This is a genomic window from Corallococcus silvisoli (assembly GCF_009909145.1).
In the GTDB taxonomy this organism is placed as follows: Bacteria; Myxococcota; Myxococcia; order Myxococcales; family Myxococcaceae; genus Corallococcus; species Corallococcus silvisoli.
In genome coordinates this window covers 233,735-252,800 of sequence record NZ_JAAAPJ010000011.1, presented here as the reverse complement: position 1 = coordinate 252,800, position 19,066 = coordinate 233,735, and the positions used below count along the sequence as shown (strand labels likewise).

Annotated in this window: 22 protein-coding genes; 1 reads left to right on the top strand and 21 read right to left on the bottom strand. The window is 68.6% G+C overall.

The window, feature by feature from the left end; all coding sequences use genetic code 11:
* The first annotated feature begins 198 nt into the window (after positions 1 to 198).
* Complete coding sequence (locus tag GTY96_RS22995) at positions 199 to 999, top strand: DUF3251 domain-containing protein (RefSeq protein WP_161665803.1); 801 nt, start codon at positions 199 to 201, stop codon at positions 997 to 999.
* Between the two features lies 1 nt (position 1,000).
* Here GTY96_RS22995 and GTY96_RS22990 read toward each other — a convergent pair whose 3' ends face one another.
* The 21 genes from GTY96_RS22990 to GTY96_RS22890 all read right to left on the bottom strand — a co-directional run bounded on the left by GTY96_RS22990 (position 1,001) and on the right by GTY96_RS22890 (position 19,066).
* On the bottom strand, positions 1,001 to 3,238 hold the full coding sequence (locus GTY96_RS22990) for a hypothetical protein (protein WP_161665802.1): 2,238 nt from the start codon (positions 3,236 to 3,238) through the stop codon (positions 1,001 to 1,003).
* Position 3,239: 1 nt separating this feature from the next.
* The gene (locus GTY96_RS22985) at positions 3,240 to 4,667 is read right to left on the bottom strand and encodes a hypothetical protein (protein WP_161665801.1); all 1,428 of its coding nucleotides are present in this window, start codon (positions 4,665 to 4,667) and stop codon (positions 3,240 to 3,242) included.
* Between the two features lie 7 nt (positions 4,668 to 4,674).
* Positions 4,675 to 5,052, bottom strand: a complete 378-nt coding sequence (locus GTY96_RS22980) for a hypothetical protein (protein WP_161665800.1) — start codon at positions 5,050 to 5,052, stop codon at positions 4,675 to 4,677.
* Positions 5,049 to 6,113 (bottom strand): tail fiber domain-containing protein, encoded by a 1,065-nt coding sequence (locus GTY96_RS22975; protein WP_161665799.1) that lies wholly within the window; start codon positions 6,111 to 6,113, stop codon positions 5,049 to 5,051. The genes GTY96_RS22980 and GTY96_RS22975 overlap by 4 nt, the downstream gene beginning before the upstream one ends.
* Entirely contained in the window at positions 6,113 to 6,535 is a 423-nt protein-coding gene (locus GTY96_RS22970; protein WP_161665798.1) for a hypothetical protein, read from the bottom strand. Before GTY96_RS22970 ends, GTY96_RS22975 begins: the two co-directional genes overlap by 1 nt.
* Positions 6,532 to 8,097: a hypothetical protein gene (locus tag GTY96_RS22965; protein WP_201756307.1), complete on the bottom strand. Its 1,566-nt coding sequence runs from the start codon at positions 8,095 to 8,097 to the stop codon at positions 6,532 to 6,534. Before GTY96_RS22965 ends, GTY96_RS22970 begins: the two co-directional genes overlap by 4 nt.
* 50 nt (positions 8,098 to 8,147) lie before the next feature.
* Positions 8,148 to 8,876 carry a phage adaptor protein gene (locus GTY96_RS22960; RefSeq protein ID WP_161665796.1) on the bottom strand — a complete coding sequence of 243 codons (729 nt, stop codon included), beginning with the start codon at positions 8,874 to 8,876 and terminating at the stop codon, positions 8,148 to 8,150.
* A 3-nt stretch (positions 8,877 to 8,879) separates the two neighbouring features.
* On the bottom strand, positions 8,880 to 9,116 hold the full coding sequence (locus GTY96_RS22955) for a hypothetical protein (protein WP_161665795.1): 237 nt from the start codon (positions 9,114 to 9,116) through the stop codon (positions 8,880 to 8,882).
* A 7-nt stretch (positions 9,117 to 9,123) separates the two neighbouring features.
* Entirely contained in the window at positions 9,124 to 9,720 is a 597-nt protein-coding gene (locus GTY96_RS22950) for a hypothetical protein (RefSeq protein ID WP_161665794.1), read from the bottom strand.
* Positions 9,721 to 9,799: 79 nt separating this feature from the next.
* Positions 9,800 to 10,282, bottom strand: coding sequence for a hypothetical protein (locus GTY96_RS22945; RefSeq protein ID WP_161665793.1), 483 nt, complete (start codon positions 10,280 to 10,282; stop codon positions 9,800 to 9,802).
* Positions 10,283 to 10,349: 67 nt separating this feature from the next.
* Positions 10,350 to 11,315, bottom strand: coding sequence for a phage major capsid protein (locus tag GTY96_RS22940; protein WP_161665792.1), 966 nt, complete (start codon positions 11,313 to 11,315; stop codon positions 10,350 to 10,352).
* 148 nt (positions 11,316 to 11,463) lie between these two features.
* Positions 11,464 to 12,591 carry a hypothetical protein gene (locus GTY96_RS22935; RefSeq protein ID WP_161665791.1) on the bottom strand — a complete coding sequence of 376 codons (1,128 nt, stop codon included), beginning with the start codon at positions 12,589 to 12,591 and terminating at the stop codon, positions 11,464 to 11,466.
* Positions 12,588 to 12,926: a hypothetical protein gene (locus GTY96_RS22930; protein WP_161665790.1), complete on the bottom strand. Its 339-nt coding sequence runs from the start codon at positions 12,924 to 12,926 to the stop codon at positions 12,588 to 12,590. The genes GTY96_RS22935 and GTY96_RS22930 overlap by 4 nt, the downstream gene beginning before the upstream one ends.
* On the bottom strand, positions 12,923 to 14,908 hold the full coding sequence (locus GTY96_RS22925) for a hypothetical protein (protein WP_161665789.1): 1,986 nt from the start codon (positions 14,906 to 14,908) through the stop codon (positions 12,923 to 12,925). The genes GTY96_RS22930 and GTY96_RS22925 overlap by 4 nt, the downstream gene beginning before the upstream one ends.
* The gene (locus GTY96_RS22920) at positions 14,908 to 16,362 is read right to left on the bottom strand and encodes a phage terminase large subunit (protein WP_161665788.1); all 1,455 of its coding nucleotides are present in this window, start codon (positions 16,360 to 16,362) and stop codon (positions 14,908 to 14,910) included. Before GTY96_RS22920 ends, GTY96_RS22925 begins: the two co-directional genes overlap by 1 nt.
* Positions 16,359 to 16,763: a hypothetical protein gene (locus GTY96_RS22915; RefSeq protein WP_161665787.1), complete on the bottom strand. Its 405-nt coding sequence runs from the start codon at positions 16,761 to 16,763 to the stop codon at positions 16,359 to 16,361. The genes GTY96_RS22920 and GTY96_RS22915 overlap by 4 nt, the downstream gene beginning before the upstream one ends.
* Entirely contained in the window at positions 16,760 to 16,999 is a 240-nt protein-coding gene (locus GTY96_RS22910; RefSeq protein ID WP_201756306.1) for a hypothetical protein, read from the bottom strand. The genes GTY96_RS22915 and GTY96_RS22910 overlap by 4 nt, the downstream gene beginning before the upstream one ends.
* A gap of 163 nt (positions 17,000 to 17,162) precedes the next feature.
* Positions 17,163 to 17,327, bottom strand: coding sequence for a hypothetical protein (locus GTY96_RS37260; RefSeq protein ID WP_201756305.1), 165 nt, complete (start codon positions 17,325 to 17,327; stop codon positions 17,163 to 17,165).
* A 152-nt stretch (positions 17,328 to 17,479) separates the two neighbouring features.
* Positions 17,480 to 18,064, bottom strand: coding sequence for a hypothetical protein (locus tag GTY96_RS22900; RefSeq protein ID WP_161665784.1), 585 nt, complete (start codon positions 18,062 to 18,064; stop codon positions 17,480 to 17,482).
* A 79-nt stretch (positions 18,065 to 18,143) separates the two neighbouring features.
* Positions 18,144 to 18,545, bottom strand: coding sequence for a hypothetical protein (locus GTY96_RS22895; RefSeq protein ID WP_161665783.1), 402 nt, complete (start codon positions 18,543 to 18,545; stop codon positions 18,144 to 18,146).
* A complete protein-coding gene (locus GTY96_RS22890; RefSeq protein ID WP_161665782.1) occupies positions 18,542 to 19,066 on the bottom strand; it encodes a VRR-NUC domain-containing protein in 525 nt (174 codons plus the stop codon). Before GTY96_RS22890 ends, GTY96_RS22895 begins: the two co-directional genes overlap by 4 nt.

Sequence of the window (19,066 nt, the reverse complement as noted above, 5' to 3'; positions counted from 1 at the left end):
CCGAGGGTGGGCCAGTGGCGACGAAATGGTGGGAACGGCTCTCGTGGTGCCGATGGCCCACCGTCTCCCGGGGTGTGGACATGGTGCAGACGACCACCCCGCGCCAGAGGAGAAAATGCGTGGACTCCGTACGCTTCGCCCTGTCCCGAGAGGGGGCGCCCGTTGACGGGGCCGGGCGGGGCGCGGGAGGCTGGGGGCGTGGAAGATCAAGTGAAGGCAGACCCTGCGCCGCGCTCGTCCGCTGGCGATGACGCCATCGGGTGCATCGTGGCGTTCCTGATTGTCGGCGGCATCATCACCCTCACCGTCCTTGGAGGCCGCCAAGTCTGGAAGGAGTACGGCCCGGGCGCCAAAGCCGACGCGGCCCCAGCAGAGGACCAACGCATTGTCGCACTCCAGGCCCAGGTGAAAGTGCTCTCTGAACGCATGATAGAGTCCGAGAGAGAATCTGCTCGCGTGGCAGCAGAAGCCCAGGCGCTTACGAGCCTTCAGTCAACAAGCGCGACTTTTGCGCCTGGGCAGTCGGGGTACGCACCCGTGACGACTCCGAGCGGCAGATTTCTCGTCATGCTTGAGGACGTCAAACCCTATGCGGACGGGCAGCGGCTAACTCTCCGGGTCGGCAATCTTCAATTCGCAACCTACAGTCGGCCGAAGATCAAGCTCAAATGGGGGAGACGATTTTCCAGCACGCTTGGGCCAAAACAAATGTCTGTCCGCGAAGTGCGCGAACTCAGGTATCTCGGCGTGGTTGGCCAGGGTGGGCGCGAGTACTCTGCCTCCGATGAAACGGCGGCGGCTCAAGCCGCTGCGGCAGAAGAGGCGGCCCACTACACTTGGAGGGCTTCGCTCAGCACCAAGGAGGAACAACTCCTCGTCGACTTGCGGCCTGGCTCGTGGACGACTTTTTCCATCACCGTGGCGCCAGCGACAAGCCAGGATGTCGGGTTCATCGAATTCACGATGGATGCATCGGTAGTTTCAATGGCCGGGCGGTAGGTCACTGACTGCGTCGGAGCGCCTCCGCCATCGCCCGCTGCCGCTGCATCTTCTCTTCGTCGGCGGACGACATGATGGCGCCCACCTCGGCCTCGGTGGGGTTGCGCTTAATGAAACGCGCCAGGGCCTCCTCAACGGTCTGCCCGGCACGCTGCGGCAGCCTCTCGCCCAGGAGAAACGGCTGTACCCACGAGGTGTTCGCCAGAGCGGAGAAGGGGGCGGTGCCCCACGCTCCGAGGATGGGCACCTCCCCGAGGCGTTGAACGCCAGTCTTCTGGACTCGCGCCTCTAGCACCTCCTTGCCGGTCGCCGCCATCTTGCGCATCTCGCCACCGGCACCACGGGCGTATGCGCCCTTCTCCGTCTCCGACTGAATGGCCCTGGAGAGGTGTTGCGGCGTGAACTTGTTGACTGAGTCTCCGGACGCGGCGATGGCCGCCTCGACGGGCTTGTACTTGGAAAACTGCACATCGGCTGCGCGAAGAGCCCGCGTCGCGTCCGGCGGTAGCGAGGACTCGATGATGTCCGTGAGTTCGCTCTCGGCGTTCTCCAGAAGCGCTGCGGCCTTGAAGTTCTGGTCCTTCGCCTCCGACGCCACCTTCGCACGGATGTTGTGACGTAGTTCGAGGAGTACCGAGCTATCGACCTTGCCTTCAGTCACGCGGTTACGCAGGGTGGTGAGTTGGTTGTCGAGGAACCTCTTCACTCCGATGCGGTCCGCATCCGTCGCGAGAACAGAGGGGTCATTCACCGCGGACTCGAAGGCTGTCGGGGGAGGTGGTGGCTTCTGAGGTGCCGCAGGCTGACCAGGCGGACTTGTTGTGGCGCCGGGCTGCTGTTCTCGTGGCAGAAAACGCCCCCTTGCATCGCGCGCGAGCGGAAGCTTTGACGCCGGTGGCGGAGCTGCCGCTGGCGATGCCCCACTCGCCGGAGCACTAGGTGGCGGAGCGTCGGGAGGGTTGATGAGGAGTCGCCCTCCTGGCGTCTTCGCATCCATCATGATGCCCTTGGCGGGCGCATAGGCTTCGTCGAAGCCCCGATACGACGTCGCAAGGCGCGCGTCGACGGGCTTCGTCGGGTCAAGCGGTGGCGCACCTGGCGGCCGGGACTCGTTGAGCACAGCGTCCTGCCAGTTCCGCAAAGACTCCTCGCGCTGGCTCTTCACCACCGGACCGAATCCGCCCGCCGATGAGGAAATCTCCTCCATCTGGGCGAGCTTGCTTTCAGGGTTCATCTGCCCCGTCGTCAGCTTCACCCCCTTCTCACGCAGGTACTTCGCCGCGTCCGTGGGCTGGACGACGCCGCGGTAGATGCGCTTGCCGAGCCCGAGAGCGAGCGGCAGGGCGAGACCGGCGAGCATTCCCTTTCCTGCGTTCATCACAACGCTTCCGGCATCCTTCGGCTTCTCCGAGCCTGCCAGGCCGGCAACGGTTCCGACGCCAGCACCGGTGAGGGCTCCTGCCGCCATCGCACGTTTGAGGTTGCCGGGCGTCGTGATTGCCGGCAGCGCGCCGCCGAGGACGCCACCGAACGCACCACCGATGAGGGCGTCCCGCCCGGCCCCCTTGAAATCGCCGCGCGTGAGGTCCGCCGAACCATCCGTGAGCCCTCCCAGGGCGCCATAGCCCACGCCGGTGGCGGCGCTGGCCAGCGCGCGCTTCAAGACCGTCGGACGGGCCGCAGCGGCGACGGCGCCCGTGAGCCCAGTTGCCGCCTCGCCCCCCGCCTTGAACGCGGGCAATGGCAGGCCGGCCGAGAGGAGCAGGCCCGCCCCCGTCCCCGCGCGCCCCGTCCATGGGTTCTGCTCGCTGCCGAGTTCTGTCCGCGCCGCACGCGTGTCGCGCACGTCCCGGTACGTGTCCAGGAGCCCCGGCGCGGTATCATCCTCAGCGGGAGTGCCCATCGCCTCCAACTCGGCTTTCGCCTGGTCCGTGAGCTTGGCCCCAGGCTCAGCGATGACGCCAGGCAGCCGCCGGGCCAGGGCGTTCGGCAGCATCCGTCCCAGCCCTCGCGACGCCTGGAGTTCCGCGGCGACGATGGCATCCACGGTGGGCTTGCCCACGGGCAGCGCATTCACGGCGCGGTTGATGAAGGTCTCGCCGGCGCCAATCTGGGGCACAGTCATCGCATAGATGGCTGCCAGTTCTTCGGGCGTCAATTCGCGTTCGACTGTTCCAGCATTCGCCTCCATTGAGGCAAGGGCCTGAGCCTCCTCAGCAGACAGTTCGCGCTCGGCCATCTCAGTCCTCCACCTTGAGCTTCCCGTTGCGCTTCACGACCGTGCGGTAGACGCCCGGCTGCATCTGGATCCTCCGGCGTTCGCCCTCCTTCATGACATCGACAGCTTTCTCACCGGGCTTCAAAGACGAGGGGGCGAGGATTGGGATGGTGCTCCCGGAAGTCGTCGCCGCTGGGGCCTGTCCGTTAGCAGAATCCAGCGTGAAGGATCCAGCACCGTCCGGTGTCATCGACGCACCGGGCGTCGTCCTGGATGGGCCGCCCAGCGATGTCAGGGCGTTGACGGCTTCTGGCTTGTACCCTTCGGCGAGGAGCGCTTCGCGGCGAGCCGCCAGCTTTTTGTTCGCGATGTCCGTGAGCTCGGCGAACTTGCTGCGGATGCGCTCCGGGTCGGAGCTGCGCTTGATGTTCTTCGCCGACTCCCACGCCGCCTTCTCTCCCTCAGACAGCGAGGCTCCGAAGACCTTGTTGCGCTGGGGCAGGTCAATCAGGCTCGCGTAATCCGCCCAGAAGGATGCAATCTCCTGCTCCTTCTCCGGAGCCCACGCCCCCGCAACACTGGCAGCTGCGGTGCGCGCGTTACCCAGCGGTCCGTCCCCGGCATATTCGTCCTTGAATCGGCTCCCCAGCGAGGCGATGGATTGCACTTCAGTGGACAGGGCCTGGAGTGCGTTCTTCTCCTCGGCCGAAAGTTGCTTCGCCGTCTCGGGCTTGATGATGGGTGCCCCAGTGGCGTCTGTAATCGGAGTCGCAGGCCCTCCGCTCGTGGTGTTCACGGCGAAGTATTGCCCTCCGGGGCCGGCGACGAGCATCGAGGGCACGGGCCTCGCCTCCATCGCGAGATTGTGCCGACGCGCCTCCGCGAACTTCTCCCGAGCGAACTTTGCTTCCTTCTCATCCTGCTTGGCCTTCGCGTCCGCGAGGGCCTTCTTGAGGACGTTGCCGGTGTTCTGCTGCCCGGCCTCGGCCAACATGGACTCGTGCTGACCTGCGCCTCGCAGTTGCGCCTCGCCGACGCGCGACAGCACACTGTCTCCGGTGAGGAGTCCGAGCATGCCAGCGCCGCGCTGGTTGTTGACGGAGGATGCGTAGGCGTCGACCTGTGGTGGGGCTTCCGCATCGGGCGCGAAGAGGCGGTATGCGTCCATGCTCTGCCGCCCCTGTCCCCTACCGCGCAGCGCGGCCGCAAGGGCGCGCTGGCCGTCCAGGTTGTCGCTGGGGGCACCCGGGCCGGGGGGCACGGAGGCGCCGCTGCTGCGCAGCGCAGCTGCGAGCGCGGCGGTGCGCGCCGGGCCGTCGTCCTCCAGGCTCACCAGCGGCGGTGGCGTGGCGCCGCCCTGGCGCTGGGCGCGGAGCGCCTGTGCGAGGGCCAGGGCTTCCTCCTGGCGGTTGGGGAAGGGGCTGGCGAAGAGGGCGGAGAGGTCATCCACGTGTGCCTCACAGGGCGAAGGGGTTGGACGGGATGACGTCCATGGCGCTGCCCTGCTGCTGCTGGCGCCGCAGAATGTCGGCGTACAGGTTGCGCCCCTGGTCCTTCTGGTTGAGGAGTTGCCGCTGCTGCTCCAGCGCCTGCTTCTGCATGTACGTGCCGTAGACGTTGTTCGCCGCATTGCTGAGGCCGCTCAGCGCTCCAGCCGCTGCGGAGTAGTGCTCGCGGTTGTCGCCGCTCCGCAGGGCCTCCGCCTGGGCCATCTGCTGCTCCAGCATGGCGGCGCGATCGTCGAGGGTGCCCATGCCCATGAGTTGCTGCTGCTCCTCCGGGGTGAGCGAGGCGAGGAAGGCGTAGGGGTCGTTCGACATCGGACTGTTGTTCACGGCAGGCGCTCCGGGGCAAGAGAGGCGTGGACGCGGAGCAGCCCGTCGGGGCCCTCCGCGACGAGGTCAGGGCGCTCGCGCGCAACGTCCTGGGCAATGACGCCGCGGTAGCGGATGCCGGGCTCGCCCACGTACTCGAAGGTGGCGAAGGGGACACCCGGAAGTACTTCCTCGTCGAGGCGCTCGACGTTCGTCTTTGCACGCTCGTCCGACATCATCATGCCGATGCTGGCGGCGGTTCCACCCGCCTGCATGATGGTGCTCCATAGGTCGGCACTCGCCTTTGCTCCGCTCTGCCAACCCCCCAGCTTGGCATTGTCGTAGGCGATGGCGGCGTTGAGCATTTGAGGCGACTGGTAGCCAGCGGCGCTGCTGTATCCCGGCATGCTGAGGAAGTTCTGCAAGGAGGCCATTTCCTCCATGGGCATGCCGCGCGCGCGGAGGGCATCGGCGATGGCTGTCTGCCGTGCCATCGTGTCGGAGCCGTACCGCGCCTGGGCAGCCGTGAGGTTGTTCTGAAAGACGGAGTTGCCCGCGGCGGTGCCCTGGCCGATGGCCATGTTCATCGCGCCCGAGTACGCGTCGTTGCGCTCCTGTCCCAGCGCCGCCATCTGCTGGTTGTAGGCCTCGCTGCCTTCGGTGAGTCCCTGGTTGAGGAGCCGCGTGCGCGTGGCGTCCTCACGCTGCTGCCACATCGGGTCGAGGCGAGACGTGGCCTGCGAGTACGCGGAGTCGATGGCCTGCTGTCGTGCGGCGTCTCCGTTTCCGAAGGCTCCCAGTTGAGGCACGGCGCCGAACTGCCCCCAGTCGAAGGGCTGCGACATGTTCGTCGCCGCTTGCTTCATGAGCGCGTTGGAGGTGTCGCCCATGCTGCCGTTGAAGCCGGTCGTCATGTACGACTGGCCCGTCTTCGGGTCCTGCACCCAGTGCTGCGACGCGTAGGGCGTCGTGATGTCCGGACGGTTCGCCCGGTTCTGGTATGCCGCCGCCCACTTTGACGCCTCGCTCTCCGCCGCCGCGGATTCGCCGTAGTCGCGCGGTTTCGGTGCCGACTTGCCCATTACGCAGTCTCCTTCCCCAGCCAGCGGCAGTCCTGCCGCCGCATTTGCCAAATGACGAGGTCGACGCCCGCCGCCCACCCGTCCTGAATCCGGTGTGCCTCACGGAAGCCCACGCGCTGCACAAAGGCCATGCTCTGCTTGTTGGACGCGATGATGAAGCCGAGCAGCAGTTGCTTCCCGGCCTGGACGAAGGGGTACTCGAAGGCAGGCCGCAGAAGCGTGCGCCACACCGAGGCGGACTCCACGGCCATGTGCGCGGACACGGCGGACTCCGTCCAGTTGTCGTAGGCCACCATGCCGCGGATGCTGCCCGCCGCGTCCACCGCCTCGATGGCGCGCGCGCCCCGCGTGAGGACGCATCCCGTCCGGCCCTCCAGCCATACGAAGTGCTCAGGCGGCGCGGCGCGGACGGAGTACCTCACAGCAGCCCTCCTTCCGTGTAGAGGACGTCCACGCCCACCAGCACCGTGCGGGTGATGGCGGTGCCGCGCATGGCGATGGCGACTTCGACGCCGACGCCGGTGGTGCCGTTGACGGCCTGCGTGGCCTGGTAGTCGCCGCCCCATGCTGCGGAGTCCCACGTGGCGGAGTCCCAGGTGCTGCCGGACGAAGCCCCCTGGGTGACAGGGGCGAGCTCGGTGAAGTCGTAGCGGTAGCGCGCCTGGGCGTTGTAGGCGGGCGTCGCGCCGTCGGCCAGGAAGGTAGGGCGCACCAACTGCACCTGCTTCTGCCGGGGTGTGCCCAACGACTGGAAGGACGTCAGCAGCGCCCACTGCACCGGGGTGTAGCTGCTTGGGTCCGCCAGGGTGAGTCCGTCCACGTAGCCGTCGTTGACGCCCACCTTGCCGTCGACGGTGCCGTAGTAGAGCTTTCCGGCGAGGACGGCCGACGAGTAGATGGGCAGGTCGCGGTAGCTGCTCCAACTCCGCGGGGCGAGGGCCATCGCAAGTTGCTCGGTGGCCTGGCCATCGTTGGTGGGCACCATCACCAGCAGCGTCGCGTCCTCCGGGTGCACCCGGAGGGCCCAGCCCTTCCTGGAAGCCCGCGTCTGCATCAGGACGTTGAAGAGGCTCGACACCTTCGCCGTCGGCAGTTGGCTGCGTGCAATCTCGCTGTTCGCCCCCACCACCAACTGGGAGATGGGTTGCAGCCCGAAGCGCGTCAGCAACCACGGGTCCCCGCCGACGCTCACCACCAGGTCGCGGCCCGCAGGAGGCGGGCCCACCGGCCAGACGCCGCGGAGCGCGAAGTCCGTGGCCGGGTCGGTGCCCTGGTAGATGACGACGTCTCCGCCATTGCTGACGGCGATGAGCGAGTCGTCGATGCCGGCGCCGCCGTCGTACGTCCAACTGTAGAGGCCCACCAGCGGGCCGCCCGAGCGAAACTGGCGCCCCAGGCTGAAGTTGGTGGCGCTGCCGTAGACGCTGCCGGCGGCGAGGTACCACGCGTTGCCGGAGTCGCGCTCGACGAGCCAGACGCGATTTTTGAAGAGAATCACGTGCACGAGGTTGGCGGGGTTGACGCCGCTCACCTGCTGCGCGCCAGTGCCCTGGGTGACGGCTGTCCACGTGCCGCTCGACTCGGCATAGACGTGGTACCCGTTCGCCTCGTCGCAGTAGAGGAGGAAGTGCCCTGCGGCCGTCTCCATGACGGTGGAGTAGCCATAGCCGGCGTCCCCCGTTGACGTGTCGAAGGCCAACACCTGGGCCGGGGCCGCGCTGGACGACGTCACGTCCCAGATGCCGGTGGATGTCATCGCGAAGAGGCGGTTGGTGGCGCCATTCTTCGCGCTACCCGTGAAGGCGTGGACGCTGCGCACGAGGTTGTCCCCGGCGCCCGTCAGCCCAGTGCACCACTCGCGGCTTCCCAGGCGCGTCCGCAGTCCCTGCTCCGCGGGCACCATGTTGTAGAGGCGCATGCAGTCCGTCGGCGGCATGGCGCTTCCGGCGGAGATGCTGTTGAGGCCGCCCATGGGCGCGGGCAAGTTGAAGGCCTGCACCGTCTGCGGCGCAGGCGGCCTCCGGCGCCGGGGCATCACGTGCCAAACCCCGTGTCCGGCACGTTGACGCCGTTGAGGAGTCGCTCCGGTCCCAGGCGGCACCCGTTGAGGCTCAGCACCGGCGCGGCACCGTCACCGCCCTGGGCGCGCGACAGGGCGCGCTCGAAGTCGTCCTGCGCCGCACTCGCGTCGAAGCCCTTCGCCTTCTTCCAGGACAACTTCAGCGCGCAGACGAGGAGCCGGCGGTCGAAGCAGAGGACGTCGTCGCCGTCCGTCGGCGTCTCCGCCGTCGGCGCTGTCTGCCCGGTGGGCTGCACCCAGTGCGCGGAGATGTACTCGTACGCGAGGTGCTGCGCGGTTCCCGGCACCGGGAGAAGGCTCAGCCTGTTGCCGACGACGCGGAACCACAGCCCGACGGCGCCGGTGCTGGTGACGGCGCGCAGCACCTGCCAGCCCTGCGCGTTGAGGGGGCCCACCAGCGGCATGACGCCGGAGCGATTCCAGGGCGTTTGGTCGATGAGGCGCGCGTAATCCGGCGGCAGGGCGTAGTCCCCAGTCCCGGGCACGGTGGCGAACGTGTACTCCTTCTGCAGGTGGCTCCACTGGTAGTCGCGCACCAGGTCCTGGCCGACGCTCTTCAACAGGCGGCACAGTTGCGCGACGGCCGCGTCGGTGGAGTCGAACGGGTCCGTCTGGTCGGTGGCGTAGAGCCCGAGCTCCACGGCGGCGTCGTTGAGGATGTTGGCGGCGGTGTCCCAGGCCAAGCTCTACCCCTTCTTCTTAGACTTCGTGGTGGGCGCCGGCGTCTCAACCGATGGCGCGGTGTACGTGGAAGCCGCCTCAGTCACGTCGGCCGCGGGCTGCCCCAGGTACACGGCGTACTCCTCCGGCCAGCGCACCATGTCCTCCGCCGTCGCCACGCGGCTGACGACGTCCTTACCGTCGCGTCCGGTGTGGACGTCGACGAAGTCCTTCTCCTCGTGCTGTTTGAAGCTCACGCGCATGGCGTCCTCACTTCTTGCTGGAGGACTTCTCCAGCCGGGAAATGGCCTCGGCCTGGTCCTTCAACTGGCGCTTGAGGACCTCGAGCTCGTTGTCCTTGGCCTTCAGCGCCTCGCGCATCTGCTCCAGCGGCGCGACGGCCTTGGCCTGGGCGACGAAGGACTGAGCCCTCTCAACGAGGGTGCGCACCGGGCCAATGCGGGTGATGGACTCGTCGCTGAGCGCGGCAAGGGCTTCCACCGTGTAGACCTTGAAGTAGGCGAGGTTTTCCACCTGGGCCCTGGTGATGACCGGCCAGTCCTTCAGCCGCGTCCCCACGAGGGCTTCGGACTCGCCCGCCTTGTAGGCGGCGTACTGCGCGGCGAAGCGCTGCCTGTCCTGGGGGTTGGCGCGCCGGTGCACCACGTTCTTGTTGTCCCCGGGGACGATGATGCGGATGTACTCGACGTCGCAGGAGATGGGCCGGCCTTCCTCACGCGAGGCCTCCTCGTCCGGCTCCGCCTCCATGTTGAACGTGACGAAGAGCTTCTCCGCACCCTGGGGGCCGCGCCCCTGCGAATGCATCACCTCTGCCGCCTGCGTGAAGCTCTCGGTGCTGAAGTCCATGTGCCATCTCCTCCGGGCGTGCTGGGTGAAAACGGGCGGCGGCCGGCCACCCAGAGAACCGGCCGCCACCCGGTGCTGCTCAGCCGTTGCCGTTGAGGGAGGGGCGCGCCAACTGGAGGATGGCGAGACCTGCGGCGGGGGTGCCGTCCGCCGTCTTGTAGCGGGCGCCGTCCACCTTGTCGGTCGCCACCACGGCGTCGTCGACGGTGCCAGCCGTCGCCGTGACGTAGACGCTCGCGGCAGCAACGGCGGCCGCCGACTTCACCGCGGCGGCGCCACTCACCTGGTACCAGCCGTACTGGTTGGCCACGTTGGCGGACATGGCGACGGCGCAGGGGCCGCGGCTGCCGGCGACGGTGCGCGTCGTGGTTCCGGCACGCTGGTCGTAGATGACGAGGTCTCCGGCGGCCGTGCTGGCGACGCCCTTGAGGTAGACGAACTCGCCCTCGCCGAGGAGCGCGTCCTGCGCGGTGATGAGGGTGCCCAGCGGCGCGTTCTGCACCGTGGACGTGTCGTAGATGCCCTGCGGGATGATGCGGTTTTCGGTGCTCTGGTAGGCCATGAGAGGTGTCCTCTGTCGGTCGTGAAGGCGACGCGCGGGGCGCGTCGCCTACTTCACTGCTCGCCGACTACTCGGCGATGAGGCGCCCCTGGAACTGGGCGCCGGAGCACGTGAGGTTGCCGGCCCACGCCAGAATCTGGGCCGAGGCGTCCTGGTTGAAGGACGTGCGACGGCCCGGATCCAGCGGCACCATGTTGCGGTCCTTGTGCGGCCGGTAGTGCAGGTACGTCGTGTTCAGGAAGTACATGTGGTTCGACGAGGCGAACCCGCCCATTCCGCCATCCAGGACGACGTCCACCGTCATGAACTTGATGGAGGGGAATCCGAGGGACGCCTCCGACGAGTCCGTGAAGCGCTGGAACGGCTGGAGGCTGGCCATGTACGTCGACCAGGCGCCCGAACCTGCGGTGATGAGGTCGGGCTTGTCGGCGCCACGCACGAGGCTCGCCCACAGCGTGTTCATGGCGGGCTGGATGGTGTCCTTCGTCGCCAGCGCGGGCATGTCCAGCACCTGCGGCCGCCAGAAGGCCCAGACGGCGCGGTCGATGCCGCCGTACACGCCCGTGTTGGGCGACACCGGCACCGCCGCATCCAGGCCGGTGAGTTGCTTGCCACCGGCGCCCGTACCATCCGAGTAGAGCCCCTGGGAGATGGCGTTGGCCATCGTCGACTCGGCCACCTTCAGGCGGGCCTCCATCAGGTCGATGATGGCCTCCTTGCCAGAATTCTGCAGTTGCTCCAGGCCGCTGATGACGACGGGCACGGCGTACTGCTTGAAGGAGTACTCCGCCGCGGAGAGGACGTCCTGCGGCGCCATCGGCAGCACGTCGTAGCCGGAGTACCAGCCGCCGTTGCCGTTCTCGGCGAAGGAGAGCTCCTCAACGATGGAGCGGCCACCGCTGACGGTGCGCTGGTTGCCACGCTTCTTCAGCCAGGTGAGCAGCGCGTTGTTCTTCGTGACGTTGTCGGCGATTTTCCCGCTCCGCGCCGTCAGCGTCGTGGTGATGATTTCCGAGAGATTGGGGGTGGCCACGCGGGCCTCGCTTCGTGTGGTGTCCTTGCTCGCTGGCTTCTGCGCGTGGACGGCGACGCCGTTCGCTCACGCCCCGCAGCGAATAGGGGCCTGCATGAAGCGAGTGGGCCGCATGGGCTCTCGCTGACTTCGGGCGCTGCGACTGCCACTACCGGCCGGACGTGGACGCCCAGGCCGTTTCAATCATGCCGCGCAGCGAGTCGTCCTTGGGGCCTGGGGGGCCGGCCGGAGTCGTCACGACGGAGGAGGCTGCGGTACGGGCTCGCTGCGTGGACGCCTGAGCGGCGTTCGCCTGCTGGGCCTGCTCCCGCTGCTTGAGCACCTTGGAAACTTCGGGGTGCATCTCGCACGCACGTTTATACGCGTCCTTCAGCGAGACTTCAACGCCGCGTCTGGCATTGAGTTCCAAGATGTCGGCGATGTCGTTGCGCACGTCGTCGATGAACTCTGCCTCGCCAGAGCCCAGGAAGACATCCGCCTCCTGCTTCGCGCGCGCGCTCATCGCGGACTGGCGCTGCTGCTGGACGCTGTGCAACACGCGCTCCTGGACCTGCCGGGCGATGGCCTCCGGATCGAGGTGTTGCGAGGCCTGTGGCTGTCCCTGGGCCGGTGCCTGCCCGGCGAGTGCCGCATCCAGGTCCTCCAGTGGGACGCCGTACGTCTTGACGATGTTGGCGACGAGTTGCGCCCGGTGCGCTGGGGGGGCCGTGCGCAGCGCCGCCGCCGTCTGGAGGAGGCTGCCAACGGCCTTGAAGGGGTCGCCGCCCTCGGCCTGAATCATCCCTGCGTACGGCTGCACCACCTGCTGGAAGCCCTCCGCCACCTTTCGATGCTGGGCCGTCTGCTGGATGGTGACCGCCATCTCCCGCTCGCGCCGCGACACCTCCTGCTGCACCTCAGGGGGCAGCGCCGCCCACTTCTCGCGCGCATCGGGCCGCCAGGACTGGGGCGCCTTGACGGGCGGCACCGCAGGCTTCGCCCCAGACTCCTGGCTGGCGGGCTTGGCGGCGGTGGCCGCGCCCTCCTGGGCGCCCTCCGACAGCGCAGGGGCCGCAGCCGCACCCTCCTGCTGCGTGCCCGCGGGCACGGGGACCGTGGCCGTGGCGGCGACCGGGGCGCTCGTCGCCGCAGTGACAGTGGCGGTCTGGGCGTTCGCCTGGGGCGTGGGCGTCGTCGGCTGCGCGGCGGGTGCCGCCGGAGTTGGAGTGGCGCTGGTGCCCCCGCTCGCCTTGTCGAATGCGCTGCTCAGTGAGTCGCGGATGCTCTCATCGCTCATCGTGCTCTCCTGCCTTCCATGGCGCGGACAATCGCCTCACGCCGTGCCTGGGTGTCGTGCTGCGCGTTGCTGCCGTAGAAGCGGGCGCGCTCCTGCGCCGCGCGCTCCCAGACGCCCGTGAAGTCGCTGGTGTCCGCGAGGTCATGCGCGCGCATGTAGTCGCGACGCTTCGCACGGCTGCTGATGTCCGTGCCGTCCTGCGCGCAGTGGCCCTCCATGAAGCGGTCCGTGAAGAGCGGCGTGCGGGCCTCGACGGACTGGTAGTCGGCGCCCACCTCGAAGGACTCCACCTGCCCCGTGTCCGGGTTGCTGCGGTAGACGAAGCGGCGCCTCACGACAGCCCTCCTTCCGGCACCGCGACGACGCGGCTTGCCTGGGCGATGGCCGCCTTGTTCGCGGCCTCCTTCGTGTTCCACTCGGCCTGCTGCCGCTCCTTCGCATCGTTGGCCTGCACCTCGGCCTGCGTCCTCATGAGGTCGGCCTGTAGGTCCGCCTGCACCTTGGCCAACTCCTGCTGCCCCTTGAGTTGCTGCGCCAGCAACTTCGGATCCGGCGGTGGTGGCTTCTGCGGCTGCGTCTGGGCCTGCTTCTGCGCCTGCTCCGCTGCCGTGACAGCCCTGTCCAACACACCCTCGATGGCAGACGCCCCGCGGAGGCCCGACACGCTCCACTGGAGCATCTGCAGCATGAAGGGGGCGCTCCCGGGCAACTGCTGCACCAGCGGCCCCATCGCCTGAATGAAGCTGGCGATGCCGGACAGCACTTCCATGCGCTCCGACTTCAACGCCGCGTAGTCCTGGAGGGACACGGCCTCCGGCTTGACTTCGATGCGGTACACCGCCAGGCGCTCCTGGAGGAGTTGCGCGGCCTGGGGCGCCTTCTCCGCGTCGAAGGTGTACTGGGCGTTGGCCTGCGTGAGGATGGTGTCCACGTCGTAGAGCTTGCTGATGATTTCAGCCTTGAGGCGCTGGACGTCCGAGGCGAAGCGCGCCACCTCGTCCTGGAGCCGCTGGAGGCGGACGCTGCCGAAGCGCGCCTTGATGCCTTGGGCGGACGCCGTCTCGCGCGGGTCGCTGGCGCCTCGCATGATGTCGGCCATGCCCGTCACCTGGAACAGTTGGTCCTGCACGTCGCGGACACGCCCGCTCAGCGTGGTGATGGCACCAACCACCTGCTCCAGAGGTAGCCAGTCGATGACGCCTCGAATGCCGCCCTTTTCCGCGAAGGCCGCCCAGTTCTCGACAGGGATGAGCGTGTTGGACGTGGCGCCGTTGATGAGCCGCCCGACGTCACCTCCAGCCCCCTTGTCATAGACGCCTGCCACGCGGATGGCGTCCTCCAGCAACTTGATGCGCGTGGTGAGGTTGTCGATTTGGTTGTAGAGGTCCTTGGCGATGACGAAGTCCGGACGGGGCACCACCTTGTCCGTCGTCATGTTGGCCAGCATGGGCCTGGGGCAAGGAAAGAAGCTCTCTAGCCCGTATGGGTCCTCCTTCATGTCGAGGATGGACGCGTAGCCCTCGACGAACCAGAACACCTGGCGCGATTCCTTGTCCCAGATTTCCCACACCTCGACTCGGTCCCACGGCTGGGCCTTCTGCGCGTCGTCGTCCTTCGCGCGGGTCACCTTGGGCATGGCGGCCCAGAGGCTCTTCCCGTCCGCCGCCTTGAATCGGCCGTCGAAGGCGCGCTGGTGCATCTGCGCGCGGAAGGCCAGCCAGCGCACCTCATGCCAGACGCGCGAGGTGCTCCAGAGGACGTCCTGCCAGTGGCAGTAGTCCGTCTCGACGCACTCGTACACCTTGCGGTCGATGGGCATCACCTCGGGCGCCATCACTGCGCCCGTCACCGGATCCAACATGGGAGGCGTGCCCGGAACCGTCTCGAACTCCGCCACGTACCGCACGCGCGCCAGTCCGAAGCCGGGGAGGAGTCTGTCCAGGAGGGCGTACTCCAGCGCCTGGGCGAAGGTGTCCGAGTCCCGCTCGATGTCGCTGTTGAGGATGCGCTCCAGCATCTCCGCCGCGACGCGGGCCACGTCGTCGTTGGAGTCCGCGAAGCGGCGGCTGACACTCACCTTCGGTGTCTGCCCGTACAGCGTCGCCAACTGCGTCTGCACGTTGGCCGTGAAAAGGTTCCAGCGCGTCTCGCCGTCCTGGTCCGCGTCGCGCTCGTCACGGAAGCGGCGGACGATGCGGCGTCCTTGCTCGTGCCACTTCGACAACTCCTCGCGCGAGGCTGCCAACTCCACCTGCCAGCGCTGCGCCCAGCCCTGTGGCGTGTTGGCGTAGTCCGCCGGCTGCGTCGTCTCGGCCATCAGATGCGACTCCCTCCGCCCGAAGGCGCGATGTCCCAAGGCTCCGGCATGACGAAGGTTGCGGGCTCCGTCGGGGGCGGTGCCGGGCGCTTCGCCTCGCTTGAGGCCGCCGTCAGCGCCTCGGCCACGCGAACGAAGGCCGCGAGGTACCTGAATGAGTCCGCGTCATGGCTGGCCCAGTCGTGCAGCGGCTCCCGCGAGTACGTCTGGAGCGACTCGTTGTACTGGTAGCGGTAGCTGCGCAGCGCCTCCAGGCCGCTCTCCAGGCCCGGCAGGGGAGGGGTGTCGCAGCGCGCGTGGAAGCGCACGTCCCGCTCCAGGAGCGCGCGGGCGGCGGCGATGCCGTCCTCCAGACTCAGCGCCGGGCCGATGGTGACGGCGCCGGGGCCGTACTTCGCGGCCACCTGCTCCAGCACAGAGGCGCGCGTGACGAGCGTCTTCGCGCGGGCGTCGTGGGGCAGGACATGCTTCCGGTAGCGGTAGCCCCGGGAGGCCGCGCGCCCATCCAGGACGCCGAAGTAGTGCGAGAGGGGCTCGCCGTTGTTGCGGTAGTGGTCGACGACGTCGACACCGCCGCCGTCACGCAGGCGCCAGAACCAGATGCTGGTGCTGTCCGCGCGGCCCAAGTCCCACGTGGTGAAGATGCCGTCCGTCGCCACGGGGAAGTCGAGGAGGCCGCCGCGCTTCTCCACCGCGGCCAGGAGATCGCCGTAGATGCTGCCCTTGTCGTGGCTGGGGTACTTGCTGTCGATGTACTCCGCCACCCACTCGGCGTCTTTCCCCGCCACCTGCCGCTCGTAGTAGCCGGGCGGCAGGTTCTCCAGGTTCTCCGCGTCGGGCGCGCGTCCTCCGGGCTGCTCGAAGAGCTCGTAGCCCTCCGGCAGCGCCTTGCTGAAGAGCTTGTAGCCCCAGTGCGCGGTGTGCCACGGGTTGGTGTCCATCCATACGCCGAACCAGGTGGCACCGCCCTGGGCCTTGCTTGGGTAGCGGCCCACGCGGCTGCACAGCACGTCGAGGATGGCCTTCGGCACCTGCCGGGCCTCGTTGACGTAGGCGCCCGTCAACTCCAGGGAGAGGAGCTTCTTGACGTGCTCCGGCCTGTCCAGGGCGCGGAAGAGCACCTCGCAGTGCATGCGCGTCCCGTCGCGCAGGGGTATGTCGACGGTGAAGGTGAAGTCCTGCTCGTGCCACTTCCCGACGGCCGGCAGCACCCACTGCTCGAACGTCTTGCGTGTCGTGTCCTTGAGTTCCCGGTACGTGTTGCGGATGACGGCGAAGCGCGTACGACGCACGCCGTCCGGGCCTGCCGCCTGCTCCGCCGCGCGGCGCACTACCTCCACGCAGGCGGCGGAGGACTTCCCGCTGCCAACGGGGCCCACGCAGCAGCGCACGAAAGCGTTGCTGCGCATGAAGCGCGCGAGCGTCGGCGGGGCGCGGTAGGCGACGGAGTTCACTTCGCCTCCGGCGTGACGTCGGGGAACGTGCTGACGGCGTTCGCAAGCTCCATTCGGCCAGTGAGCAAGAAGCGGAAGGCGAGACGGAGGCGCACCGCGATCCGCTCCCCGGACTGGACCACGAGGCTCTTCGACCGGACCTGGACGTTCACTCGACCAGATGCGTCGGCGCGCAGCAGCAACCCTGGGCGTTGCGTCGCCGCAACTTCCAACTCGGCGACGCGCTTCTTCAGCAGCGCCATCGGGCTCGTGTCGTACCGACAGCCCGTGCAGATGCCGTTGTTCGTGAGGCACCCACAGCCAGGACAGTCGAAGTCGCCGTTCATGAGGCTGTCCGCCAGCCGCCGGTAGTAGTGCCGGGACTTCAACGCCGCGCGGGCGATGCGCTCCCAGGGCCTCACGTCCCCGCCCCCAGGTCGATGTTGATGCTCAGCGCCTGCCCGTCCGGGCCGGAGTGCTGCACCTTCTGCGCGACGGGGCCGCACACCTCCTCACGGATGATGGTGGCCGCCTTCAACACGTGGCCGGCCTGCTGGAAGCCCACGCGCTCCTCCAGCACGTCCACGACGCGTGCGAAGGCCCTGTCCGCCAGCGCCTTTGCGGCCGGAGAGGCGCCCTCGGGCACTCGCAGGCTCACCGCCTCAACGGCCTGGACGGCGCCGTAGGGGAGCGCGTTGCGACTGCCCTTCGGACGGCCGGCACCGGGGCGTGCTCCGCCCGGTGGCTTCCTTCCTGTGGCGCGGTGCTTCCTGGGTTCAGACACCTTGCCCCTGCCCTGTGAGTTTCAACCGCCACAGGATTCAGCGAGGTGTGGACTTTGTACGCTCCCCCTTCCGGCCCCTCGGGTCGGTGGGCTTGTCAGCCAGGATGTACCTCCGGGCCGCGACACGGACGCGCAGCCAGGCGCGCTCCCACTTCTCCTCGTCCATGGCGTCGACGTCGACGAGGTCGAAGATGGCCTCCATCAGCACGCGCCGCGGGCCCTGGCCCCAAGCGCGCTTGTCACCTAACACCTTCCCGCGCGTCCGCTGACGGAGGTGCCCCCAGCACAGCCCCGAGCGCTGTGCCGGGTCCTGGCAGTCTTCCACGCTGCACCTAGTCTCCGGCGCCGGGCACGTCATGGCGCCACCTCCCCGCGGACTTCGGCGGCCCAGGACTCGAAGGCGACTTGGACGCGGGCGATGCGCTGGTCCACGGCCTGGCGGGACACGCCCATGCGCGAGGCCAATGACTCCAGGGGGGCGCCCTCCAGGGTGCGCTCCACCCAGAGGCCTACGGACTCCGCGACGATGCGTCTGCGCGCGGCCGTTGCCGGACGGGCGGCGAGCAGCCGCCTCGACACCTCACCGCGGACTCGGCGCAGCAGTCGTGCGCTGTCGAGTAGCCCGTCCACATCCTGCGCTGGGCCCGGCATGACGGCCGCGAGACCCTCATCGAGAGGGACTGCCTCGCCCAGGCCGTCCTTCACTCGGCCGTTGCGGTAGTACTCCCGCTCCGACACATGGACGACGCGGGCGCCATGGTGCCGGAAGGTGCGGACCTCCATTCGCACGTAGTACCGGAGGAACCAGGGGAAGCGGGAGCGGGAGGGCTGCCAGGCGTGTGCGGCCTTCAGCAGCGCTTCGGCTGCCAGGCCCTCAGCCTCGTCGTGACGGTGCTCCAGACGCCGGGTGCGCGCCATCTGCCGCAGCGTCAGTTTCACCGCGAGCGGGTACCACTTCGAGCACAGCTGCCGTTGCGCTGGGGTGAGCGGGGGGCGTGGTTTCGCACAGGCCATGGTGTCACCAGGAAGGGATGCCGGCGGGCAGGTGGCCTGCCGTGGGCGGGAGGCGCACGCCGTGGACACGGCACACGTCATCGATGGAGATGCCGGACTCGGCGAAACGCTCCATCACCTCGGAGGCGTTGTGGCCCTCGCGCAGCATGCCCGCGGCGATGTGGTAGCGGCGCACCCGGGCCTCCTCGCGAGTCATGCCCTCCGGGCGGCAGTACCCGCGCTCCGCCAGGGCCACGTCTGGCATGCGCCCCTGCCCATTCGGCACGCGCCGCCCCGCGAGTCCGAGGTTGGACGCGGCCACGGCACACCGGCGACTGCACCACTTCGGCGGCCCCCCTCGTCTTCCACGGGTGTCCGGCACCAGGTTGCCGCAATGACACACCTTGCCCTCCTTGCTGCACGTCATGGCTCCTCCTGTGCTGGGTAGCTGGCGGGCTTCGCGAGGCCCTTCCAGTCCTTCGACTTCGCGGCGGCTCGTGGCGCCCCAACAGGAATCGCGCGTGGCGGCCGGGAAGGGGGCGCCATTGCACGGGACGACTCGGGGGTGGACTCCGGTGTCCCCGGCTCGTCCTGGGCAGCGCCAGAGGCCTCGGCGGCGAGGCGGCGACTGCCAGGGCGCTTCTCCGCGCGGACATCGAGGGCAGTACGCACCACCTCGCCGCGGGTCGCCGCGAGGGCCTCCTCGGGCGTGGTGACGATGGCGACTGCCAGGCCAGCCGCGCGGAGCCGGGCGTGGAGATCCACCTGGGCTGGCTTCATGCGGCCGCCCTTCACGGCCTTCACCTCGAGCAGCAGCACCTGCCCGCGGCGGACGCAGACCAGGTCGGGGAAGCCTGTGGCGTTGACGCGCTCCACCGTCCACCCGGCGAACCGTAGCGCCTGGACGATGGGCTTCTCGTTGGCATCGCGACGGCAGGCGTGGCGCAC